Here is a 21996-nt window from a genome sequence, read left to right on the forward strand (position 1 = left end):
TAGGGTCGGCGGGTGCGAATCGGGGTTCTACTGCTGCCGACCGATCCCTGGCGGCAAAGCTTGGCGTTGGCTCAGCGGATCGAGGAGATGGGCTACGACCATCTCTGGACATACGACCATCTCTCCTGGCGCCGCTACCGCGAACAGCCCTGGCACGCCGCTATTCCATGGCTGACCGGGATCGCCGCCGGTACGCACCGGATTCGGCTCGGGACCATGGTGTCCTCGCCCAACTTCCGGCACCCGGTCACGCTGGCCAAGGAGGCCATGACCCTTGATCACATCAGCGACGGCCGGCTCACGCTCGGCATCGGCGCCGGTGGGATCGGGTTCGACGCCACCGTGCTCGGTGGGGAGGTGCTCGCACCCGGGGAGCGCGCGGCCCGGCTCGACGAGTTCGTCGGCACCGTCGACGAGCTTCTGCGCGAGCCCGCGACCTCGCGCCGCGGCGACTTCTACACGGTCGACGAGGCGCGGATGATTCCTGGCTGCGTGCAGCGGCCACGCCTGCCGCTGGCGGTCGCCGCCGGTGGGCCGAGGACCATGAAGACCGTCATCGCGTACGCGGACGCGTGGATAACCGAGGGCGACCCCGAGAAGATCCGGGCGAACGCCGCGCGGTTGGACGAGTCCGGGCGGCGGATCGATCGGATCCTGCTCGCCGACAACGGTGCCGACCGGCCGCTGGCCAGCGTTGACGCGTTTGTCGACCTGGTGGGGCGTTATCAGGAGCTCGGGTTCACCGACCTGGTGTTCCATCACCCCCGCCCGGACGACCCGGTGTGGACCGACGACCCGGCGATGGTCGAGCGGATCGCGACCGAGGTGCTGCCCAAACTGGGCTAGTCGGCCGCGACCTCTTCGAGGCGGGCGGTGGCGATGTCGAACACGAAGCCGCGTACGTCGTCGCGGTGCGGCAACCAGGCGCAGCCCCGTACCGTCGCGATCGACTTTCGTGCGGTTTGCCGGATGTCGCTGAAGCCCGGCACGTTCCAGTGGGGCTCGACGCCGGTTTCCTCGGTGAGGCGCTCGCGGAACGCGTCGTCGTCGAAGCCCTCCATGCCGCACTCGGTGTGATGGATGATCACGATCTCGCGAGTGCCCAGGGAGCGTTGGCTGACCGCCAGTGACCGGAGCACGTCCTCGGTCGGCAGGCCGCCGGCGTTGCGGATCAGGTGGGCGTCACCGATCTCGAGACCGAGTGCGCCGAACAGGTCCAGCCGGGAGTCCATGCAGGCGACGACGGCCAGCCGCAGCTTCGGCCGCTGGGGGCGGGGCCCCGGGAACGTCTCGGCGTAGGACTCGTTGGCGTGCAAGAGGTGGTCAATGGCGGACACAACGTGGAGTACAACAGACCCGCGGCCCGGCCGGCGACAACTTCCCGCGGTTTGCCGTGCATGTCACGGACGAAATCCCAGCCGGGCCCGGGTACGGGCCGCTAGTCGACCGGCTTGCCGTTGGCGGTCAGGTTGACGTCGATGTTGCCTCGGGTGGCGTTCGAGTACGGGCAGATGGAGTGCGCGACCCGTACCAGCTCGACTGCCTGGTCCGGGTCGGTGATCGAGGGGAGGGTGACGTCGAGGTCGACGACCAGCGTGAACCCGCCGGTGCCGGTGGGCAGCAGGCCGACCTTGGCGTCGATGGTCGCGTCGCCGGCCTCGACGTGCCCACGCCGGGCCGCGCCGGCCAGGGCGGACTCGAAGCAGGCCGCGTAGCCGACCGCGAAGAGCTGTTCGGGGTTGGTGCCGCCGCCCTCGCCACCCATCTCGACAGGAGTGCGGAGGTCGACCTCGAGCGCGCCGTCGGAGGTACGGGCGTGACCGTGCGCGCGACCGCCGGCCACGTGGGCCTCAGCGGTATAAAGAACCTTTGCCATGCAGCTAAATTAGCTCGCGCCTAGGCCGGGTGAAGGTGCCTGGCGCCTGGGCGGGGTGAGGGTGCCTGGAGCGCCTGGGCGGGGTGAAGGTGCCTGCCGTCGAGGGCGGGGTGAGGGTGCCTACCGCTTGGGCGGGGTGAGGGTGCCTGGCGCCTGGGCGGGGTGAGGGTGCCTACCGCTTGGGCGGGGTGAGGGTGCCTGGCGCCTGGGCGGGGTGAAGGTTCCTGGCGCCTGGGCCGGGTGAAGGTGCCTCCCGCCTAGGCGGGGTGAAGTGCCACCCGCCAAGGCGGGGTGGAAATGCCTGGCGCCCAGGCCGGGTGGAAGTGCCTGGCGCCTAGGCCGGGTGGGGGTGCCCGGCGCCTCGGTCGGATGGAGGTGTCGTGCAGCCAGGCGGGCACCCCGGGCCCGTCGTGGTCCGGCCCCCGGATGCGAAACCCGGGCTTAGCGCCAGTTGCGTTCCTTGCGGGTTGCCCGGCGGAGCTGCAGGATCCTGGCCGCGAACGGAATCGACGCGATCAGCGCGCCGCCGATGGCGGCCAGCAGTAGGGCCACGCCGAGCGGCATCGTGAAGTCGACGGTCAGGAAGTGGATGCGCACGCTGTCGAGGTTTTGCAGCACGAAGACCAAAAGGAAGGCCAACAGGATCAGCCCGATGATCAGCATGATCCACGACCAGCCGATCTTGGTGCGGCGCATCTCGTCGGGCAGCGTGCCCTTGCTGGAAACGGACCGACTCATGCCAGTCACCTCATCCCATAACTACTCCTAACTTTAGCCCCTGAATCCGAAAAATCCGCACAGAAGGCATCAGCGCAGTCGGCCCTCGTCGCCACCGGCGCAGGCCGATGCCACCGTCGCGTAGGCCGGGACCTGGCGGGTCAGGCCGACCACGCCGAGCAGCTTGTGAATGAACGGGGACGGCGCGGCGAGCGCGAGATAGCCACCCTCGGCCGCGCACCGCCGATGCGCGTCTACGAAGGTGGACAGGCCGATCGAGTCGCAGAAGCCGAGCAGTGCCAGGTCGATGACGATGCGGTTCGTCGGGCGATCGAGCAGCTCCTCGATGGCCATCGCGAGCTCCGCCGCGGTGTCGACGCCGAGCTCTCCAGCGAGCTTCACGATCGTCACGCCGCCGGCTGGCGCCTCGGCAACTGAGATGCGCACGAGAACCCCCATTCTCGTCTTCCGCCAAACCGTAACTTCGCTCTAGGTCATACAACGGACAACAAGTGCGGGTGCCGGGAATTACCTCTGTGTACGAGGTACTTTATGAAGATGACCGACGGCAGTCACAGCGCGGAGGTAGTCGGCGAGTTGATGTCCATCACCGCCGGCCTGCGCCGGCTCTCCCGGCGCCGCACGGCCGAGGCGGTCGCGGTGCCGCCGCTGCCGGAGGCCCAGCGCGAGCTCCTGTTCGTGGTCGCCAACCAGCCCGGCATCGGCATCGCCGCCGCGGCCTCGGCACTCGACCTGGCCGGCAACTCGGTCAGCACCCTGGTCAACCAGCTCGTCGAGGCGGGCCTCCTGCAACGCGAGCCGGACCCGGCCGACCGGCGCGCGGCCCGGCTCACGCTGACCGACAAGGCGCGGCAGCGGATCGCGGCCTGGCGGGCCGCCCGGGCCGCGCTGCTCGGTCAGGCCCTGGACCGCGCGGACCCCGAAGACCGCGCCGCCATCGCCGCCGCCCTGCCGGCCCTGCGCCGGCTGCTCGACCAGGTGCGCGCCGACGTCGCGGACCCGGGGAGGGACGGATGAGGGAGTTGGCCCTGGACGGGGTGGTTCGTCGCGGCCGAGGTGCGTCGGCTGGCCGACCGGAAGGCCGCCGACGTCGCGGACCCGGGAGGGACGCATGACCGAGTTGGCCCTGAACCGGGCGCCCGACGTGGTCGACCTTGGGAGGGACGCATGAGCGAGTCCGCGGTTTCCGTGCGTGGCCTGCACTATCAGTTCGGGGAGACCAAGGCGGTCGACGGCGTCGACCTGACCGTGCTGCGCGGCGAGATCTTCGGGTTGCTCGGCCCGAACGGCGCCGGCAAGACGACCACCATCCGGGCGATCACGGCGCTGTTGCCCGTACCCGCTGATGTGATCTCGGTCTTCGGTCTTGATGTCGCGAAGCGGCGGATGGCCGTGCGCAGACTGATCGGCTACGTGCCGCAGCAGCTTTCCGCGGACGGATCGCTGTCCGGTGTCGAGAACGTCGCGCTGTTCGCCCGGCTGTTCGACGTGCCGCGCAGCCAGCGCAAGGAGAAGGTCGCCGAGGCGCTGGACATGATGGGCCTGACCGACGCCGCCGGGCGACTGGCGAAGACCTATTCGGGCGGCATGATCCGCCGGCTGGAGCTCGCCCAGGCACTGGTCAGCTCGCCGCAACTGCTGATCCTCGACGAGCCGACGATCGGGCTCGACCCGATTGCCCGGGGCAGCGTGTGGGAACGGATCGCCGCCGTCCGCGCGGAGACCGGCATGACCGTGCTGCTGACCACCCACTACATGGAGGAAGCCGAACAGTCCTGCGATCGCGTCGGCCTGATGCACCAAGGGAAGCTCGGCTTGCTCGGCACTCCGCGCGAGCTGATCGACGGCCTCGGCAAGGGGCCTGAGGGGACGCTCGAGGACGTCTTCCGCGCGTACTCCGGTGGCTCGTTCGAAGACGAACAGAAGGGACTGCGCGATGTCCGTGCCACTCGCCGCACCGCTGGCCGGCTCGGTTGACATCGACCGCCGGATGGGGCCGCGGCTGATCCTGTCGCGGGTCGTGGCGCTGTGCGTCGTCGAGCTTCAGAAGCTCTCCCACGACCGCAGCGAGCTGATCACCCGCGCCGTACAACCGGCGCTCTGGCTGGTCATCTTCGGCGTCACGTTCACCAAGCTGCACGCGATCCCGACCGGCGGGGTGCCGTACCTCGACTTCCTCGCACCCGGCGTGCTGGCCCAGTCGGCGCTGTTCGTGTCGATCTTCTACGGCATCCAGATCATCTGGGAACGCGACGCCGGTGTGCTGGCCAAGCTGATGGTCACCCCGACCCCGCGGGCCGCGCTGGTCACCGGGAAGGCGTTCGCTGCCGGCGTTCGCGCGCTCGCCCAGGCGGTCGTCGTGTACGCGATAGCCGAACTGCTCGGCGTCCGCTTCACCGTCAACCCGCTCAAGCTGCTCGGCGTGGTCGTCGTCGTGCTGCTCGGCGCCGCGTTCTTCTGTTGCCTGTCCGTCACCATCGCCGGACTGGTGCTGTCGCGTGACCGCATGATGGGAATCGGCCAGGCGATCATGATGCCGCTGTTCTTCGCTTCCAACGCGCTTTATCCGGTGTCACTGATGCCCGGCTGGCTCCAGGTGGTCAACCACGTGAACCCGTTGAGCTATCAGGTGGAAGCCTTGCGTGGACTGCTGATCGGCACCCCGGCCCGCCTGCCGTTGGACTTCGCGGTGCTGGTCGTGGCGACCGCGGTGGGCATCGCGGCAGCCTCCGGACTTCTGGCGCGATTGGCACGATAGTCCGCTCACACTCCGGTCCGCCGGCCGGAAAAGCGTCATCACATCCGGGTATTCTCGACGGTCGCTCCGGTGGTCGGGATTTCCCCCGATGGGGGGCGGGTCGGCAACCGGAAGGAATGCGGCGATGATCGATGTGCGGAGCCGGGCGGCGGCCCTTCGAGAAGCCCTGGACAGCCGGATCATGGTGCTCGACGGTGCGTGGGGCACGGTGCTCCAGGGCGAGAAGCTGACCCCGGAGGACTACCGCGGCGACCGCTTCACCGACCACACGCACGATGTCACCGGCGACCCGGACCTGCTCAACCTGACCCGGCCTGACCTCATTCTCGACGTGCACCGGCGCTACCTGGCCGCCGGCGCCGACATCACGACCACCAACACGTTCACCGCGACCAGCATCGGGCAGGCCGACTACGGCCTGGAGGGCTACGTCCGCGAGATGAACCTGGCCGGCGCCCGGCTGGCCCGGCAGGCGGCTGACGAGGCGGGTGGCAAGTTCGTCGCCGGTTCGGTCGGCCCGCTCAACGTGACCCTGTCGCTGTCGCCGAAGGTCGAGGACCCGTCCTACCGCGCGGTGCTCTTCGACCAGGTCAAGGCCTCCTACGCCGAGCAGCTCTTAGCGCTGGCCGAGGGCGGCGTCGACCTGTTCCTGATCGAGACGATCTTCGACACGCTCAACGCCAAGGCGGCCATCGCCGCGGCCCGCGAGGTGGCGCCCGATGTTCCACTGTGGATTTCGGTGACCATTGTCGACCAGAGTGGACGGACCTTGTCCGGCCAGACGGTCGAGGCGTTCTGGAACGCCGTCGCGCACGCCGAGCCGATGATCGTCGGGGTCAACTGCGCGCTCGGCGCCCACGAGGTGCGCCCGTACGTGGCGGAACTGGCGCGGGTCGCCGGCAGCTACGTGAGCAGCCACCCGAACGCGGGGCTGCCCAACGCGTTCGGCGGCTACGACCAGACGCCCGAGGAGATCGCCGCCGCGCTCGGCGAGTTCGCCCAGGCCGGCCTCGTCAACATCGTCGGCGGCTGCTGCGGCACCACGCCGCCGCACATCGCGCAGGTCGCCGCGGCCGTGCGTGGCGTTGACCAGCGCCCGGTGCCCGCGCCCGCGACGCGTACCCGGTTCAGTGGCCTGGAGCCCTTCGAGATCGGTCCCGACACGGGCTTCGTGATCATCGGTGAGCGCACCAACGTGACCGGCTCGGCCAAGTTCCGCCGGCTGATCGAGGGCGCCGACCACCAGGGCGCCGTCGACGTCGCGCTCGACCAGGTCCGCGGCGGCGCCAACATCCTCGACGTCAACATGGACGCCGACCTGCTCGACGGCGTCAAGGCGATGACGAACTTCCTGAACCTGATCGCCACCGAGCCCGAGGTCGCCCGGATCCCAATCATGGTCGACAGCTCGCGCTGGGAGGTGCTCGAAGCCGGCCTCAAGTGCGTGCAGGGCAAGGGCGTGGTCAACTCGATCAGCCTCAAGGAGGGCGAAGCGGAGTTCCTGGCACACGCCCGCCGCATCCGCGACTACGGCGCCGGCGTCGTCGTGATGGCGTTCGACGAGCAGGGCCAGGCCGACACCGCCGATCGCAAGGTCGAGATCTGCGGCCGGGCGTACGACCTGTTGACCCAGCAGGTCGGCTTCCCGCCCGAAGACATCGTCTTCGACCCCAACGTGCTGGCCGTGGCCACCGGCATCGACGAGCACAACGACTACGCGAACGCGTTCATCGCGGCGCTGCCCCGGATCAAGGAGCGCTGCCCGGGCGCGCACACCAGCGGCGGCATCTCCAACCTGTCGTTCTCGTTCCGCGGCAACGACGTCGTTCGCGAGGCGATGCACTCGGCGTTCCTGTTCCACGCCGTGCGGGCCGGGCTCGACATGGGCATCGTCAACGCCGGCCAGCTCGCGGTCTACCAGGACATCCCGGCGGACCTGCTGGAACTGGTCGAGGACGTCATCTTCAACCGCCGGCAGGACGCCACGGACCGGCTGGTCTCGTTCGCCGCGACGGTCACCGGCTCGGGCACCAAGCGGGTCGTCGACCTGTCGTGGCGAGAGGCGCCGGTTGCCGAAAGGCTGGCCCACGCCCTCGTGCACGGCATCGTCGACTTCATCGAGGTCGACACCGAGGAGGCCCGGCGCGACGCGGTCCGCTCCCTCGACGTGATCGAAGGCCCGTTGATGGGCGGCATGAAGGTCGTCGGCGACCTGTTCGGCGCCGGCAAGATGTTCCTGCCGCAGGTGGTCAAGAGCGCGCGGGCGATGAAGCGCGCGGTCGCCTACCTGGAGCCGTACCTGCAGGCGGAGAAGCTGGCCACGGTCGAGCCCGAGTCCGACGGCGCCGGCAAGGGCCGGGGCACCGTGGTGATGGCCACCGTCAAGGGCGACGTGCACGACATCGGCAAGAACATCGTCGGCGTGGTGCTCGGCTGCAACAACTACGACGTCGTCGACCTCGGCGTGATGGTCCCGGCCGCCACGATCCTCGACACCGCCGAGGCGGTCGGCGCCGACGTGATCGGCCTGTCCGGCCTGATCACCCCCTCGCTCGACGAGATGGTCTCGGTGGCCGCCGAGATGGAGCGCCGAGGCATGAAGCTGCCGCTGCTGGTGGGTGGCGCCACCACCTCACGCCAGCACACGGCGGTACGCGTCGCGCCCGCCTACACCGGCTCGATCGTGCACGTGCAGGACGCGTCCCGGGTCGGCGGCGTGCTCACCGGCCTGCTCGACCCCGAGCGGGTCGAGGAGTTCGACGCCGCCAACCGGGTCGAACAGCAGCGGCTGCGTGAACAGCACGCCGAGCGCGAGAAGCGGCCCCTGGTGCCGATCGGGACCGCGCGGGCCAACCGCGAGGTGGTCTCGTTCGACGACCTGCCGACCCCGGAGTTCACCGGGCTGCGTCAGGTGGCGCCGGACATCCGCACGCTCCGCGAGATGATCGACTGGCGGTTCTTCTTCATCGCCTGGGAGCTCAAGGGCACGTACCCGGCGATTCTCGACGAGCCCGTGGCCCGCGAGCTCTTCGACGAGGCGCAGGCGCTGCTCGACCGCATCGAGGCCGAAGGGCTGCTCCAGGCCCGCGGGGTCTACGGCTTCTGGCCGGCACACAGCGAGGGCGACGACATCGTCCTCGACCACGGTGTCCGGTTCCCCATGCTGCGTCAGCAGCGGAAGGACTCGAAGCCGGCGCGCTGCCTGGCCGACTACGTGGCGCCTTCGGGCGACCACCTGGGCGCGTTCGCGGTGTCCATCCATGGTGCCGAAGAGCTCGCCGCGGACTTCGAGGCACAAGGCGACGATTACCACGCGATCATGGCCAAGTCGGTCTCCGACCGGTTGGCCGAGGCGTTCGCCGAGTGGGTGCACCTGCAAGCCCGGCGCGCCTGGTACGAGCCCGGTGTCGAGCCCGACCTCAACGACCTGCACCACGAGCGGTTCCGGGGCATCCGGCCGGCGTTCGGCTACCCGGCCAGCCCCGACCACAGCCTCAAGCAGGCCGAGTTCGACCTGCTGGAGGCCGGCACGGCCGGCATGAAGCTGACCGAGAACTTCGCGATGACGCCGGCTTCGAGCGTCAGCGCGCTGCTCTTCGCGCACCCGGGCGCCCGCTACTTCGCGGTCGGCCGGATCGGCGAGGACCAGGTCCGCGACTACGCGGAGCGCCTGGGCGTCCCGGTCGCCGAGGCCGAACGGCTCGTGCGCCCGAACCTTGGCTACGAGCCGAAGGAGCGCTGAGCGATGGCCGAGCTTCTGCTGCCCGTCGGTGACGCCACGCTGTGCGCCGAGACGTTCGGTGCCGCCGGCGACCCGGCCGTCCTGCTGCTCGGCGGGGCGGCCTCGTCGATGGACTTCTGGGCTTCTGATTTCTGCGCCTCGCTGGCCGCCGCCGGCCGGTTCGTCATCCGCTACGACAACCGCGACACCGGCCGGTCGACGAGCTATCCGGTTGGTCAGCCCGGTTACACCGGCGCGGCGCTCACCACCGACGCGCTCGGGGTGCTCGACGCGCTCGGCATCACCCGCGCCCACCTGGTCGGCGTCTCGATGGGCGGCGGGGTCGCACAGGAACTGGCGGTCACCCACCCGGACCGGGTGGCCTCGATCACGCTGATCGCGACGGGCGCCGCGCTGTCACGACCGGCGGACTCCGAGCCGTTGCCGCCGCCCGCCGAGCGGATCCAGGCGCTGTTCACGGCCGCTGCGCCGGCGCCGGACTGGACTGACCGGACGGCCGCGATCGAGCGTGTGGTGGCCGATCTCGCGACGTTCGGCGGCTCGGTGACGCTGAGCCCGGCGGAGGCGCGGTCGGTGGCGACGACCGCCTTCGACCGCACCACCGACTTCGCGGCCAGCCAGACCAACCACTGGATCCTCGAACAGGGCCCGCCGGACCCGCATGCCCTGACGGACATCGCCGTGCCCACGCTCGTTTTGCACGGAACCGAGGACCCGTTCTTCCCGTTCCCGCACGGCGAGGCGTTGGCCCGGGAGATCCCGGGCGCCCAACTCGTGCCGATGCCGGGAGTTGGCCACGAGTACCCGCCTCCGCAGGTGTGGCCGACCGTCCTGCCAGCGATCGTCGCCCACACGGGCGGTTAGTGACGCCCGTTGACGGCGTAACGTGATCATCGCTCGCCAGCCGTGCCTCTGTCGGCGTGTCGCACGGCTGGCGGGCCTGGGGCCATCGTCACGTCCGGAAGCCGCCAGCTTCGCGCTCCGCGAGGCCGAAGACTTGGTGCCATGCGGATCCATGCGATTTCCTCGCGGACTCTTACCGGCGTACGCACCAGCGGGCGCGACGTCTCCGGCCACCCCGTCGAGCCGGTTGTCGCCGGCGGCGGTGAGCCGTTGCGGTGCTGCCTTCGAGATGCCCAGGAGGGCGAGGACCTGATCCTCTTCGGGTACGAGCCCGCGCTGCCGGCCAGCCCGTACCGCGAGATAGGTGCGGTCTTCGCACACGCCACTTCTTGTCCCACCGCGCCGGCGGCCGGCTATCCGGCGGACTGGCGGGGGCGGCGGCAGGTGCTGCGGGCGTACGACGAGCGGGGTTGGATCCATCCGGCGACCCGCGAGCACGACGGCACCGACCCTGAGGCGGTCATCGCCTCGCTTCTTGCCGATCCCTCGGTCGTCCAAGTCCACAGCCGCAACGTCGCCTACGGCTGCTACATGTTCGCGATCACGCGCTGAGGCCCCGGGCGGTGTCCCGGTTCACTGTCCGCAACTCTTGAAGCCACCCTGCGTGAGGCGTTAACTGGGCAGTCGTTCGTAACGCCAGGTAATTGTAGGGAGACAATAGGTGTCGGAGTCCGCGTCACTTGTCTCATTCGTCCGGCACGACCGGGCGATGCGATGGGCTGCGGTCGTAGGCGCCGGGTGGCTGGTCGTCTTCCTCATCCTGCTGGTGATCGCCCAGGTGCATCCTTCGACCGCCATTGTCGACCTGCCCTACCTCGTGCCGATCGTGGTCGCCGTCGGCCTGGCCGTCTACGCCGCCGTCGTCACCACCGGCCGCACCCGCATCGCCTGGGCGCTGCTCGCCACCTCCAACACGTTGTGGCTGGTCGGCGAGTTGATCTGGGTCTACTACACCTATGTCGCCCAACGCGGGCCACCCGACGTGTCCAGCGCCGACTTCTTCTACCTGTCCTCGTACGTGTTCGCGATCCCCGCGATCCTGATCGGCATCGGCAGCACCGGTCACCTGCGCCACATCCGCGGGCTGTTGGACGCCGGCCTGCTGGCCCTGGGGCTCGGCACGATCGGCTGGCAGTCGGCGATCGCGCCCTCGCTGCCACACGCACCGCGCCTCGCGGACTTCGTGGCTTTCGCGTACCCACTGTTCGGTGTGGCCATCGTCACCCTGCTGGCCGCTGTCGGGCTGGCCGGGCGACATCGCGTGCCGGCCTGGGCCGTGCTGATCGGCGCGGGCTTCGCGGTGGCCGGCGTGACCGACGCGGTGTACGCGTACACGGTCGCCGCGCAGAACATCGACGGCAACTGGATCAACATCGGCTGGCAGATCGAGGCTGTGTTGTTCGCCTTGGGCGCGATCGCGGCGATCCGCCGCCCCGAGCCCGAGGTCCGCGAACGCCCGCGGTCCCGCGACCTGACCGCCGTGCCGCTGGTCATCGCCGCGGTCGCGGCCACGGGCGTGATCCTCGCCGACCGCCTCGACGACGGCCCGGTCACCGGCGGAATGCTGGCGATCCTGCTCGCCCTGTTCGCCGGGCTGCTGGCCCGGCAGTTGCTGATCATCCGGGACCGCACCCGGCTCGCCACCCAACTCCGCGCCGCACTGCGCGAACAGGAGCGCCTCGCCATCACCGACGGCCTCACCGGTGTCTACAACCGCCGCTTCTTCCAGGAGATGCTGCGCATAGAGGCGGAACGTGCCGACCGGTCCGACACTCCGCTCAGCGTCCTCCTGCTCGACCTGGACGAGTTCAAGAAGGTCAACGACGGCTACGGCCACCCCGCCGGAGACGTCGTGCTCGCCCGCATCGCCGAACGCATCCGTGGCACGGTCCGGGCCAGCGATGTCGTGGCCCGCTACGGCGGTGAGGAGTTCGGCTGCCTGCTGCCCGGCGTGGGCGAGGAGGTCGCGATCGAGATCGCCGAGCAGATCCGCCAGTCGATCGGCCGCACCGAGGTCGCCATCGGCCAGGGTCGCAGCGTCCGCCTGTCGGTGTCGTTGGGCGTGGCGACCGCCGGAACCCGCGGCGCCCGTCCGGTGACAGACCCGGACGGCCTGGTCCACGACGCCGACGCGGCCCTGTACCGGGCGAAGGCCAACGGCCGCAACCGCGTCGTCGCGGCCGGGATGCTGACCGATCCGGTGGACGCCGACCCCGACCTGCCGATCGGTCTGGTGTGGCTGGCCGACCGCATTGACGCAGCGCTCAGCCCGCAGGAGCACAGCACCGCGGTGTCCCGCTGGTCGTTGCTGATCGCCGAACGTCTCGGCCTGGACATGGCTGTGTTGCGCCGAGCCGCGGCGGCCGGGCGGCTGCACGACATCGGCAAGGTCATGGTCGCCGATTCGGTGCTGCGCAAGGCTTTGCCGTTGACGCCAGCCGAGTGGGACGACCTGCGCCGCCACCCGGTCGAGAGCGCGCGGCTGCTCACCGACCTCGGCCAACGCCCCGACCTCGCGGCCGTCGTGGCCGCACACCACGAGCGCTTCGACGGTACGGGCTACCCGCTCGGCCTGTCCGGCGAGGAGATCCCGATCGAGGCGCGGATAGTGGCCGTCACCGACGCCTGGGCGGCGATGCTGGCGGACCGCCCGTACGCGCCGGCGCTGGCCGCGTTGGAGGCCCGCGCGGAGGTCGAGCGGGGCCGCGGCACCCAGTTCGACCCCGTCGTCGCCGACGCGTTCCTCGACCTCGTCGGCGAGGGCCTGGTCGGCGACCTGGCCGCCCCCGTGCGGCTATAAGCGGTTGCCCTTAGCGCTTCTGTCGGCGGACGATTTCGGCATGTTGCGCCCAGAGGTGCTCGATTACTACCAGCGTGGCGGCGAACATCATCGGCTCACCGCCGGGGCCGGACGGTTGGAGTTCCTGCGCACGTGGGACGTGCTGACCCGGGTGCTGCCGGCCGCTCCTTCGACGGTGCTCGACGTCGGAGGCGCGACCGGCGTTTATGCCGTTCCGCTGGCTGCTGCCGGCTGCGCGGTGCGGGTCGTCGATCCGGTGCCCGAGCACGTGGCGCATGCCGCGACGCTGCCGGGAGTGACCGCTGTGCTCGGCGACGCCCGTGCGTTGCCGGCCGCTTCTGGCGCCGCTGACGCGGTGCTGTTGTTCGGGCCGCTCTATCACCTGCTCTCTCGGACGGACCGGGTGCTGGCGTGGCGCGAGGCCGCCCGGGTGACTCGCCCCGGCGGGGTGGTCGTAGGCGCGACGATCAGCCGGTTTGCCTCCTTCTTCGACGGGTTCGTCAACGACCGCTTCGGTGACGCCGCCTTTCGACCGTTGGTCGAGGGAGCTTTGTCGGATGGGATGCACCGCCCTTCTTCGCCTGATCGCGGCTGGTTCACCAGTGCCTATTTCCACCATCCTGACGAGCCTGCTGCCGAGGCGGCGGAGGCTGGTCTGGTGGTCCAGCAGCGGCTGGCCGTGGAAAGTCCGTTGTGGATGGTGGGGTCGCGGTTGGACGAGATCCTGGCCTCGGCCGAGCGGACCGCCTTGCTGTTGGAGATGCTGCGCCAGGTCGAGGCAGAGCCGACGCTCCTCGGCGCCAGCAGCCATCAGCTCACTGTCGCTGTCGTAGCAGGTGCAGCCGCTTCCTCATGACGGCCGCGCGGGCGGGGTCGGCGTTGATCAGGAACGGCGGCCAGTCCAGGAGCAGAAGCCTTACCTCGGCGGCGTTGGCGGCCTTGCGTAGGACGTCGTCGTAGGGGATGCCGCGCGCTTCGGCGTAGGTGGCCAGCATCGCGGCCCGGGGCGGATCGGCACCGTCGGCCTCGGCGCGCTGCCAAAGCAGAGCAAGATCCTCGGGCCCGGTGCCGATGCCAACCTCCTGCCAGTCCGCCCACACGAGCTCGCCGCCCATCTTGGCCTTGGCGCCGCTCTCGTCGTTCCCGTTGCTTTCGCTGCTCGGGTCGCTCGCGTTACTCGTGTCGCTGTTGCCGCTCCGGTCGTTCCCGTTGCTCTTGCCTGTCCCGTCGCTCTTGTCGCTCCGGTTGCTCTTGCCACCCCCGTCGTTCTTGCCGCTCTCGTCGGTTAGGAGGTTTCCGGCGTGCAGGTCGCCGTGTATCAAGCAGGGTGGTAGCCGCGGCCCGTCGACCGGGGTCGCGAGCTCGTCTTTCGTCCAGAATGCCCGAGAGGTCGCGTCGGGGCTGCGGGGTGGTGCTGGGCGTCTGAGCCAGGGCTGCTCGCCGATCGCGGTCATGACACGTGGATGGTGCAGTTCTCCGAGCTGACGGGCGACCTCGTGCCACCGGCTGGCCGGCCAGTCCTTTGCGGGCGGCACTGGGGTGAGGGCCTCGAGCAGCAGGCAGGTGTCGTCGGCCGCCACCACGTGTGGCACTCGCACCGGCACGACGTTGCCCGCTCGGTAGAACGCCGCCTCGCGCTCGGTCGCCGTCTTGAGCACGAACTCGCTGTCGCCCAACCGGATCCGCGCGACGAAGGCTCCGGATGCCGATCCGGCCAGCATCGTGCTTGAGCGCAAGGACCGGGGGTCGTAGCCGAGCCGGTTGAGGAGGTGTTCCATCAGCGCCTCACCCCGACCGGCGTTGCGAGCCGGTCACGCGCCAGCCGAGCAAGGTCGCGGGCTAGCTCTCGAATCTCGTCCGGCGGCGGGGGTCGGCCGCTGATGTTCTGGCTGCTGACGTGCGGGCGTAGTAGCTCCAGCAGCCGGAACGCCTTCGTGCCGGCCTCGTCGTCGCCGAAGGCCTGGATGCGCGCGGCGGTGCGCGCCATGGTCACGGTTAGCGGGCGTTCGTGCGGATCCGGAGCGCCGACGATGAACCAGTGCTCGACCCAGGCAGTCCAACTGACCAGCTCGACGTAGGCGTCGGCCCGTAGGTCCCAGAGCTTGATCTGCAACTCGCGATCGAGTGTCGCCCGCTGCGCCTTGACGACACCTAGGAACGTGCCGGCGGCGCCGATGAGCGACCCGATCAATGCCCAGACGGGTGTCCATTGCATGAGGAGATGGTGTCAGCGGGGTACGACATTCTTCGATGCCAGCCGTACTACAGTGGCGGATCGTGGATGTTGCCGACGAGCCGATGCCGGTCCGCGCCTGCTGGTTGTCGTGGCTCGCTGTTGCCACCTCGGATCAGGCGGCTCTGGTGCGCAGGCTCGGTTTGACGGAGGTGCGACCGAGCACCTGGCCCGAGGCCGTGAACCTCGTTGACGAGGTCGCGCACAGCCGTGAGGGCCGCTTCTCCACCGTCGTCGTCACTCCGGCCTTGAACGGATGGACACTCGTGTTCGGCGCGTGGCTGGGCCTTCCATACCTCGCGCGCATGGATCCGATCACCAAGCTGTGCGAGGACCTCAGCGCGCGGTACGGCAAGGCTCAGGCATATTTCCACAGCGAGCAGAACGACGGCGAGGCGTGGCTGATCGCCGACCACGGCACCGTCCTGCGGCGATGGATCAGCGAATTCCCGGAAGCGGCGATGGGCGAGCCATTCGGAATCGAGCGGCGCCTACTCGACGAGTTCGGCATCCCGGGCAAGCCAGAAGATCTCGACCCGGACGACGACGAGGACCTGGCATCGGAGTGGGCGGCGACCTGGGGTGACTGCTGGGCGACGACCGTCGCGGCCGAGCACAGCCTCGATCCCACCACCATCGGGCCGTCGACGGCCTCGGTCGGAACCATCTTGGTCGCCAGTACTCCATGATTTGAACTCGCCCGACGGAACGTGGGCCGGGCACACCGGCGGCGAGGAGTCGGCCAGGGCCCGGGCTGACCTAGCGGTCAGCCGGGCCCTGGCCTGCCGGCTAGCCGCGCTCGGCGGTCGCCGGGATTTGGCGGCCGCGGACGACGGCCCGGATCGGCACCGCGCCGGCGACCAGGCCGAGGGCGAGCACCGTGCCGACCAGGCCGGCATAGCGGAGCGGGTCGACGATCAGGTGCAGGCCGCCGTCCTGGGCCAGGCCGAAGGCGCCCAGCACGATCGACGTGACCAGCACGCCCCAGAACAGTGCGACCGCGATCGCGATGCCGGCCTCCATGGTGGCCATCCGGCGGATCTGGACGACCGTGGCGCCGGTCAGGCGGAGGGTGGCGTACTCGTTGCGGCGGCCGACCGTGGCGATCGCGAAGGTGTTGACCACCGCGACGGCGGTGAACACCAGCGCGATGGTGACCATCAGCTCCCAGGCGGCCTTCTGGGTGGACGCGTCGCCGGCCGGCGGGGTGGTCGCGGCCGGCCACGTGGCGCGGATCCGGTTGGCGACGGCCGGGTCGTCGGTGTGCAGGTAGACGGTGGACACCAGGCCACGCGGGTCGTGCGCGGCGACCAGCGCGGCGGGCAGCACGAGGTCGCCGAAGCCGCGGGCACGCTCGTACACCGCTGACAGGCGCAGCGTGGTGGGGACGCCGTCGGCCAGCCAGATCTGGACGTCGTCGCCCACCGTCCACTGCTGCGCCTTCGTCAGGGTCGCGCTGGCCGCGAAGGTGCCGTCGCCGCTGAGCTCACCGTTGCGCACCACCAGGTCGAGGACCGGCGTGCCGGTCGTGGCGAGGCCCTGGGCCGGGTAGTCCTCGGGCTTCCCGCCGGTCACCAGGATCGCCCTGGTCGGGATCGTCGTGGCCGAACCCGTGACGCCAGGAGTCGTGGCCAGGGAGCGTGCCGCGGCGGGCGACAGGCCGGCCGGGTCGCCTACCCGCACGGTCGCCGCGGCGTTGCGGGCGGCGCTTTCCTGTGCCACCACGTTCTCGCTCAGCTTGCCGCTGAGCAGCATCGTCGCGGTGATGCCGAACAGCAGCACCAGCGGCACCGCGACCGCGGCGACCCGGCGGGCCTGGGCCCGCGAGTTGCTGCCGGCCAGCCAGGCGGACGCGCCGCCGAGCCGGGCCAGCCGGCCGGCAGCGGCGGTCAACGGGCGGACCAGGACCGGTGCGGCCGCCGCGACCGCGCAGACCAGCAGCGCACTGGCCACGAAGCTCATGCCGAGACCGAGGTTGCCGCCGAGCGGGACGAAACCGAGCACGCCGACGGCGCCGCCAGCGGTCAGCACCGCGATCACGGTACGCAGGACGCCGCCGCCGGCCGGTGCCAGCGCCGACTCGGTCAGCGCCTGCGCCGGTGCGATCCTGGCTGCCCGCCGGGCCGCGACCCGCGCGGCGACGAAGGTCAGGACCAACCCGCCGACCGCTGCCAGGAGCAGCACCACGGGCGAGAGCACCACGACGAACTGCGCCGGCACCACACCCAGGTCCCGGAAACGGCCCGCGATCAGGTGCGCGATCAGCATGCCCAGCGGCAGGGCCGGGACCGCCGAGAGCAGCCCCAGCAGCACTGCCTCCACGCCCACCAGGCGGCGCAACTGGCCGGGCGTAGCGCCGACGGCGCGCAGCAGGGCGAGCTCCCGCAACCGTTGCCGCACCGCCAGGGCAACGGTGCCGACGAGCACGAACACCGCCGCGAACGCGGTGACGCCGAGCAGAATGCCGAAGACCGAGATCGCGCCGATGTAGTCAGGGAGCGCGCCGGGCAGGTCGGCACGCACCCGGTCCACACCGGTCCACATCGCCGCGTCGCCGACCAACGGGGCTGCCTCGGCCTCGAAGGCCGCGACATCCGCGGTGCGCACTGCGACGGCGGTCGGCCCGGTTAGTCCCGACACAGCCGCAACCGCGCCGTCGGACACGAACAGCGCGCCCTGACCCGCCAGGTGCTGCGCGGCGACCCCTGCGACGGTCACCTGGTGTTCGCCGGTCTTCGTGGTCACGGTCAACGCGTCGCCGACCGACAGGCCCGCCCGGCCGGCCAGATCCGCGTCGACCACCACCGAGTCCCGCTCAGGAGCCGCACCGTCCCGCAGTGTGAACGGGGCCAGCGCCGCCGACGCCCAGCCGTGCCCGATAACCGGAGCGCCGTCAGCGCCGAGGACCAGGTGACCGTCCACAGTGACCGCTACTGGGAACGCGGCGTCCGGAACGGCCGCCGCGACCCCTGGCAGCGCGGCGAGCTTCGCTGCCAGGTCGACCGGCAGCACTCCGGCGCCGGTGAGCCGCTCCGACTTCGTCTTGGTCTTGGTCTTGCCTTCCTTCTTCGACTTGACGCTGGAGGCCTGCACGGAACGTGCGCCGGACACCACGACGTCGGCAGCGGCGAACCGGTCGGCGGTCGGCTTCGCGGTCAGCACCGAGAAGAGCAGGGTGCCGCCGGCGGCGAGCAGGGCGATGGCGAGCACGGCGGCGACGAACGTGCCGACGTAGACACCCTTGTGCCGACTGAGCGTGCCGACGGCGAGACGCGGGATGGGGCTGCTGATCATGGGTCAAGCCTGGTCGAGCACGGCCGCCCCCGACACCCGGCCGTCCGGCGTCTCGCTGGTAGGGCCGTCCCTACCAGTTTGGACACTGACGCCCGGTCCGAACGACGATCGCGGGCCACCGGTAGTGCTGGCCGTACCCCAGCTTCGGGGGTCTTTGGGATTCAGCGCCGCGAGGGAAGATCCATAAGGTCATCCACATGATTTCGATGGATGCCGGTGAGGCGCTGCGCCTCGACTCTGTTCGCAAGGTCTACGGGACGGCCGACAACCCGGTTACCGCACTCGACGGGGTGTCGTTGCGGCTGCCGACGGGTACGTTCACCGCGATCATGGGCCCGTCCGGTTCAGGCAAGAGCACGCTGCTCCAGTGCGCCGCCGGCCTGGACCGGCCCACCGAGGGCACCGTGGCGATCGCCGGCCAGCCGATCCCCAAGGGCAGCGAAGCGGCCGTCACCCGCTTCCGGCGCGACCGGATCGGCTTCGTCTTCCAGCAGTTCAACCTGCTGCCAACACTGACCGCCCTGGAGAACGTCACGCTGCCGCTACGACTGGCCGGCCGAAAGATCGACAAGAAGCGCTGCGCCGGGCTGCTCGCCCAGGTCGGCCTCGGCGACCGCATGAACCACCGCCCGGCGCAGCTTTCCGGCGGGCAGCAGCAGCGGGTGGCGATCGCCCGAGCACTGGCCAGCTCGCCGGCGCTGATCTTCGCCGACGAGCCGACCGGCGCACTCGACACCCGCTCCGCGCGGGACGTGCTGGCGCTGCTCGCCACCGCGGTCCGGGATCACGGCCAGACGGTCGTCATGGTCACCCACGACCCGGCCGCGGCCGCGTACGCCCACTCGGTCGTCTTCCTGGCCGACGGCCGGATCGTCGGCGAACTGGCCCGGCCCACGGCAGACGCCGTCGCCGAGCAGATGACCCGCCTCACCGACGCAGCCGCCCGGCACGCCCCGGTGGGGGTGTGAGCGATGGCTCGGCCAAGGCAAGCTGCGGCCGGTTACGGCAGGCAGCGCGCCCCGTCAATGCCGATCGAAAGCTCGGCCCCCGACTTACTGCGTACGGTGACGGAATTGATGTCGCCGGTGTAGACGACCTTGCCCGCTGCCTCGCAGATCTCCTTGCCGTCGGCTGTGTTGTCGTGGTCCAGTTCGGTGTCGATAGTGACGTTGGTGCACTGGCCGTTCACCGTGACCTTGCGGATCTTTGAGCTTGCGACGAATTCCCTGACCTTGGTGGCAGCGTCGCCGCAGTCGGCCGCCGCGGCCGTGTTCTGGTCGGTCGCGGCTTCGGCCGGTGTGGTGGCAGTGTCGGTCGCGGAGCAACCGCACAACACAGCGGCGCTGGTGAGGAGTGCGAGGATCGCCTGACGAGAAGTCACTGACTCAAATCCTGTCTTCGGGGGCGGGTTCGGGACTTGTCGCCGTGATCAGCCAGCATCCGGCGGGCAATCGATAGTCGGTGCCGGCCGGGCGGAACCGTTCGAGCAGCCGAACCGCGCCGGCCCGGGCGGACTTCTGGGCGGAAGGATGAGCGGCCCGGTAGGCCGCACCAGCGGGACCGATCTCGATCAGCCAAGCGGCGACCGCTTCCGGATCGTTCGGCGCTTGGAGCGTGACGTCCTGCGCGACGACGGCGACGTCGCTGAAGCCCGCCGCGGTGAGCAAGCGACTCACCCGCACCGGGTCAGCGAAGGCGAACGGCCCGGGCTCGTCGCCGATCGGCAACGGCGGCAGCGCACCCAGGAATGGTGCCGCGCCGAGCATCGCCGCCGGCAGCCAAGGGTTCACGCCGCCGTCACGAAACACGGTCGCGGCCAACCGGCCTCCTGCCCGCAGAGATCGCCGGATCGTCGTCAGCCCGGCGACCGGATCCGCGAAGAGCATCAGCGCCATCCGGGAGTGGACGGCGTCGAACGGCGCTCCGGACACGCGATCGAGGGTCTCGATGTCGCCGGTCAGGAATCGCAGACCCGGCCCGGCGAACCGGGCCTGCGCGGCCGCCACCATCGCCGCGGCGATGTCGAGGCCCACGGCGCTGCCCGACGGTGCCACCGCCCTGGCAAGCTCGGCGGTGGCGCCGCCGCACCCGCAGCCGACGTCCAGCACCCGGTCCCCGGGCTGCGGGCGCAGCCAATCGAGCGCCGCGGCCCCCAACGGCCGGCCGAGCTCGTCCTGCCAGTCGGCATACGTGATCCAGCCGGGTGCCGCCTGCGCCCAGAAGACGGCATTGCGGGCACGCAGAGCGGCGACATCGGTCATCAGAACGGCATCTCGGCACCGTCGACGCTGGCCGACCGGAACTTCGCGGCCTTGGTCGGGTCGAAGCCGTCCTCCTGCGCGGCCAGGCCCGCGGCGCGGACCAAGCGCTCCGACTGGAAACGACGAAACGCGGCCTCGTCCACCCAGACGTTGACGATCCGCCAGCCCTCCTCCGACGGGCCGGCGACGTGGGCCAGCAGGCCCGGCGGACGGTCCGGGCCGAGGTGCTTCTCGACCTGCCGGTACTCCTGCTCGGTGACTCCGGGCATGTCTTGAACGACGCCGAACGGCATATCGACCACCTAAGACTCTAGCCAATAGAGTGAAGCTCTATCTAATAGTGGACTACGCTGCCCCCGTGGCTGTCAACCGCCGGTATGTCTCGCCGAGGCGTCAGGAGCAGGCACGGCTGACCAGGCAAGCGATCCTCGAAGCCGCCGCCAAGTTGTTCGTCGACCCCGGCTATGCGGCTACTCCGCTGACCGCCATCGCCGCCGAGGCCGGCGTCGCCATCCAGACCGTGTACGCGGTGTTCGGCAACAAGCGCCAACTGCTCTCCGACCTGGTCGACGTCACCCTGGCCGGCGACGACGAGCGGGTGGCGATGCAGAACCGGTCGTTCGTCACCGACATTCGCGGGCTGACCGGCCTGCGGCCCAGGCTCGCCCGATTCGCTCGGCACCTCGCGGAGGTCCACGCCCGGCAGGCTCGCGTGATGCTGGCACTCGCCGGAGCGGCCACCGCCGATGCCGACGCCTCAGCGATCTGGCGCAAGAATCTCGAGGAACGCCGCCACGGCATGCTGATGTTCGCCGCGGACCTGGCCGAGACCGGCGAGGTGCGGATCGATCAAGAACAGGCCGCCGACGTGCTGTGGCTCGCCCAGGACGTCCGCAACTACGACTGGCTCGTCCTTCAGCGCGGCTGGTCAACCGAACAGTTCGAGCGATGGTTCGTGGAGAGCGTCGCCGCCGCTCTGACGTGAGAAGGACCCACTGCTGTTGACCGCCCCTGCCAGATGGTGCTAATAATACTAGCACTATGAGATGGACGGTTGATCACTCTTCGCGCGAGGCCTTGCCCCTTCAGATCGTGGCTTGTGTTCGTCGGGGTGTGGCTTCCGGAGAGCTTGCTGTTGGTGAGCAACTACCGCCGGCGGCCGAGTTGGCCGGGGCGCTGTCCGTCGACCGCAACACGGTGCTGGCCGCCTACCGGCAACTCCGCGACGACGGCGTCCTGGAGTTTCGCCGGGGGCGCGGCGCACGGGTCGCGTCCGCCGTCACCGAGCCTGTCCCCGTTACCGAGGCGGCTCAGAGGCTTGTGACTGTTGCTCGCCAGCACGGCCTAGGACGACAGGACCTGCTTCGGCTCATCGAGAAGCTGACGTGACA

At 70.3% G+C, this 21996-nt stretch carries 23 protein-coding genes; 13 read left to right on the forward strand and 10 right to left on the reverse strand.

Going from position 1 to position 21996, the window contains the following annotated elements:
• The first annotated feature begins 12 nt into the window (after positions 1-12).
• Positions 13-846, forward strand: a complete 834-nt coding sequence (locus tag BLV39_RS02150) for an LLM class flavin-dependent oxidoreductase (protein WP_090786499.1) — start codon at positions 13-15, stop codon at positions 844-846.
• Here BLV39_RS02150 and BLV39_RS02155 read toward each other — a convergent pair.
• From BLV39_RS02155 to BLV39_RS02170, 4 genes are all read right to left on the reverse strand, one after another.
• Complete coding sequence (locus BLV39_RS02155) at positions 843-1337, reverse strand: beta-class carbonic anhydrase (protein ID WP_204083012.1); 495 nt, start codon at positions 1335-1337, stop codon at positions 843-845. The genes BLV39_RS02150 and BLV39_RS02155 overlap by 4 nt on opposite strands.
• 101 nt (positions 1338-1438) lie before the next feature.
• Entirely contained in the window at positions 1439-1876 is a 438-nt protein-coding gene (locus BLV39_RS02160) for an organic hydroperoxide resistance protein (protein ID WP_090786500.1), read from the reverse strand.
• A 441-nt stretch (positions 1877-2317) separates the two neighbouring features.
• Entirely contained in the window at positions 2318-2614 is a 297-nt protein-coding gene (locus tag BLV39_RS02165) for a LapA family protein (RefSeq protein ID WP_090786502.1), read from the reverse strand.
• 69 nt (positions 2615-2683) lie between these two features.
• The gene (locus BLV39_RS02170; protein ID WP_239084072.1) at positions 2684-3040 is read right to left on the reverse strand and encodes an STAS domain-containing protein; all 357 of its coding nucleotides are present in this window, start codon (positions 3038-3040) and stop codon (positions 2684-2686) included.
• A gap of 111 nt (positions 3041-3151) precedes the next feature.
• Between BLV39_RS02170 and BLV39_RS02175 the strand changes: the two genes are divergently transcribed.
• From BLV39_RS02175 to BLV39_RS02210, 8 genes are all read left to right on the forward strand, one after another.
• Positions 3152-3631, forward strand: a complete 480-nt coding sequence (locus BLV39_RS02175) for a MarR family winged helix-turn-helix transcriptional regulator (protein WP_090791048.1) — start codon at positions 3152-3154, stop codon at positions 3629-3631.
• Between the two features lie 150 nt (positions 3632-3781).
• The gene (locus tag BLV39_RS02180) at positions 3782-4591 is read left to right on the forward strand and encodes an ABC transporter ATP-binding protein (protein ID WP_090786506.1); all 810 of its coding nucleotides are present in this window, start codon (positions 3782-3784) and stop codon (positions 4589-4591) included.
• Positions 4551-5372 (forward strand): ABC transporter permease, encoded by an 822-nt coding sequence (locus BLV39_RS02185; RefSeq protein WP_090786508.1) that lies wholly within the window; start codon positions 4551-4553, stop codon positions 5370-5372. Before BLV39_RS02180 ends, BLV39_RS02185 begins: the two co-directional genes overlap by 41 nt.
• A gap of 124 nt (positions 5373-5496) precedes the next feature.
• Entirely contained in the window at positions 5497-9114 is a 3618-nt protein-coding gene (gene metH / locus BLV39_RS02190; protein ID WP_204083011.1) for a methionine synthase, read from the forward strand.
• Positions 9115-9117: 3 nt separating this feature from the next.
• On the forward strand, positions 9118-9978 hold the full coding sequence (locus tag BLV39_RS02195; protein ID WP_090786512.1) for an alpha/beta fold hydrolase: 861 nt from the start codon (positions 9118-9120) through the stop codon (positions 9976-9978).
• Between the two features lie 141 nt (positions 9979-10119).
• On the forward strand, positions 10120-10569 hold the full coding sequence (locus BLV39_RS02200; protein ID WP_090786514.1) for a DUF1203 domain-containing protein: 450 nt from the start codon (positions 10120-10122) through the stop codon (positions 10567-10569).
• A gap of 157 nt (positions 10570-10726) precedes the next feature.
• Complete coding sequence (locus tag BLV39_RS02205) at positions 10727-12817, forward strand: bifunctional diguanylate cyclase/phosphohydrolase (RefSeq protein WP_090786516.1); 2091 nt, start codon at positions 10727-10729, stop codon at positions 12815-12817.
• A gap of 40 nt (positions 12818-12857) precedes the next feature.
• Positions 12858-13673 (forward strand): class I SAM-dependent methyltransferase, encoded by an 816-nt coding sequence (locus BLV39_RS02210; protein WP_090786518.1) that lies wholly within the window; start codon positions 12858-12860, stop codon positions 13671-13673.
• On the opposite strand, the gene BLV39_RS02215 is transcribed toward BLV39_RS02210, so the two are convergent.
• Complete coding sequence (locus BLV39_RS02215; protein ID WP_090786520.1) at positions 13633-14595, reverse strand: phosphotransferase; 963 nt, start codon at positions 14593-14595, stop codon at positions 13633-13635. The two genes, BLV39_RS02210 and BLV39_RS02215, sit on opposite strands and share 41 nt — an antisense overlap.
• A complete protein-coding gene (locus tag BLV39_RS02220; RefSeq protein ID WP_090786522.1) occupies positions 14595-15032 on the reverse strand; it encodes a hypothetical protein in 438 nt (145 codons plus the stop codon). The genes BLV39_RS02215 and BLV39_RS02220 overlap by 1 nt, the downstream gene beginning before the upstream one ends.
• 62 nt (positions 15033-15094) lie before the next feature.
• Here BLV39_RS02220 and BLV39_RS02225 point away from each other — a divergent pair, with 62 nt between their 5' ends.
• Positions 15095-15739 carry a hypothetical protein gene (locus tag BLV39_RS02225; RefSeq protein ID WP_143049610.1) on the forward strand — a complete coding sequence of 215 codons (645 nt, stop codon included), beginning with the start codon at positions 15095-15097 and terminating at the stop codon, positions 15737-15739.
• A gap of 100 nt (positions 15740-15839) precedes the next feature.
• Here the strand turns inward: BLV39_RS02225 and BLV39_RS02230 are convergent, their stop codons facing one another.
• Complete coding sequence (locus BLV39_RS02230) at positions 15840-18344, reverse strand: FtsX-like permease family protein (protein ID WP_239084071.1); 2505 nt, start codon at positions 18342-18344, stop codon at positions 15840-15842.
• Positions 18345-18541: 197 nt separating this feature from the next.
• Between BLV39_RS02230 and BLV39_RS02235 the strand changes: the two genes are divergently transcribed.
• A complete protein-coding gene (locus BLV39_RS02235; protein ID WP_090786526.1) occupies positions 18542-19312 on the forward strand; it encodes an ABC transporter ATP-binding protein in 771 nt (256 codons plus the stop codon).
• 32 nt (positions 19313-19344) lie between these two features.
• Here the strand turns inward: BLV39_RS02235 and BLV39_RS02240 are convergent, their stop codons facing one another.
• The 3 genes from BLV39_RS02240 to BLV39_RS02250 are packed head-to-tail and all read right to left on the reverse strand — an operon-like array spanning position 19345 to position 20898.
• Positions 19345-19725, reverse strand: coding sequence for a hypothetical protein (locus BLV39_RS02240; protein ID WP_143049611.1), 381 nt, complete (start codon positions 19723-19725; stop codon positions 19345-19347).
• 4 nt (positions 19726-19729) lie between these two features.
• Positions 19730-20605, reverse strand: coding sequence for a class I SAM-dependent methyltransferase (locus BLV39_RS02245; protein ID WP_090786530.1), 876 nt, complete (start codon positions 20603-20605; stop codon positions 19730-19732).
• Complete coding sequence (locus BLV39_RS02250) at positions 20605-20898, reverse strand: hypothetical protein (protein WP_090786532.1); 294 nt, start codon at positions 20896-20898, stop codon at positions 20605-20607. The genes BLV39_RS02245 and BLV39_RS02250 overlap by 1 nt, the downstream gene beginning before the upstream one ends.
• Positions 20899-20963: 65 nt before the next feature.
• Between BLV39_RS02250 and BLV39_RS02255 the strand changes: the two genes are divergently transcribed.
• A complete protein-coding gene (locus tag BLV39_RS02255) occupies positions 20964-21590 on the forward strand; it encodes a TetR/AcrR family transcriptional regulator (RefSeq protein ID WP_239084070.1) in 627 nt (208 codons plus the stop codon).
• 56 nt (positions 21591-21646) lie between these two features.
• Complete coding sequence (locus BLV39_RS02260) at positions 21647-21994, forward strand: GntR family transcriptional regulator (RefSeq protein ID WP_275414339.1); 348 nt, start codon at positions 21647-21649, stop codon at positions 21992-21994.
• The last annotated feature ends 2 nt before the right edge of the window (positions 21995-21996 follow it).

Source organism: Asanoa ishikariensis, assembly GCF_900107455.1.
GTDB classification, from domain to species: Bacteria; Actinomycetota; Actinomycetes; order Mycobacteriales; family Micromonosporaceae; genus Asanoa; species Asanoa ishikariensis.

Coding starts and splice junctions, on each gene's coding strand:
- BLV39_RS02245 (WP_090786530.1), bottom strand. CDS start 20,605: ATGACCGATGTCGCCGCTCTGCGTGCCCGCAATGCCGTCTTCTGGGCG.
- BLV39_RS02160 (WP_090786500.1), bottom strand. CDS start 1,876: ATGGCAAAGGTTCTTTATACCGCTGAGGCCCACGTGGCCGGCGGTCGC.
- metH (WP_204083011.1), top strand. CDS start 5,497: ATGATCGATGTGCGGAGCCGGGCGGCGGCCCTTCGAGAAGCCCTGGAC.
- BLV39_RS02195 (WP_090786512.1), top strand. CDS start 9,118: ATGGCCGAGCTTCTGCTGCCCGTCGGTGACGCCACGCTGTGCGCCGAG.
- BLV39_RS02180 (WP_090786506.1), top strand. CDS start 3,782: ATGAGCGAGTCCGCGGTTTCCGTGCGTGGCCTGCACTATCAGTTCGGG.
- BLV39_RS02260 (WP_275414339.1), top strand. CDS start 21,647: ATGAGATGGACGGTTGATCACTCTTCGCGCGAGGCCTTGCCCCTTCAG.
- BLV39_RS02250 (WP_090786532.1), bottom strand. CDS start 20,898: ATGCCGTTCGGCGTCGTTCAAGACATGCCCGGAGTCACCGAGCAGGAG.
- BLV39_RS02165 (WP_090786502.1), bottom strand. CDS start 2,614: ATGAGTCGGTCCGTTTCCAGCAAGGGCACGCTGCCCGACGAGATGCGC.
- BLV39_RS02200 (WP_090786514.1), top strand. CDS start 10,120: ATGCGGATCCATGCGATTTCCTCGCGGACTCTTACCGGCGTACGCACC.
- BLV39_RS02235 (WP_090786526.1), top strand. CDS start 18,542: ATGATTTCGATGGATGCCGGTGAGGCGCTGCGCCTCGACTCTGTTCGC.
- BLV39_RS02175 (WP_090791048.1), top strand. CDS start 3,152: ATGACCGACGGCAGTCACAGCGCGGAGGTAGTCGGCGAGTTGATGTCC.
- BLV39_RS02215 (WP_090786520.1), bottom strand. CDS start 14,595: ATGGAACACCTCCTCAACCGGCTCGGCTACGACCCCCGGTCCTTGCGC.
- BLV39_RS02230 (WP_239084071.1), bottom strand. CDS start 18,344: ATGATCAGCAGCCCCATCCCGCGTCTCGCCGTCGGCACGCTCAGTCGG.
- BLV39_RS02185 (WP_090786508.1), top strand. CDS start 4,551: ATGTCCGTGCCACTCGCCGCACCGCTGGCCGGCTCGGTTGACATCGAC.
- BLV39_RS02210 (WP_090786518.1), top strand. CDS start 12,858: ATGTTGCGCCCAGAGGTGCTCGATTACTACCAGCGTGGCGGCGAACAT.
- BLV39_RS02220 (WP_090786522.1), bottom strand. CDS start 15,032: ATGCAATGGACACCCGTCTGGGCATTGATCGGGTCGCTCATCGGCGCC.
- BLV39_RS02205 (WP_090786516.1), top strand. CDS start 10,727: ATGCGATGGGCTGCGGTCGTAGGCGCCGGGTGGCTGGTCGTCTTCCTC.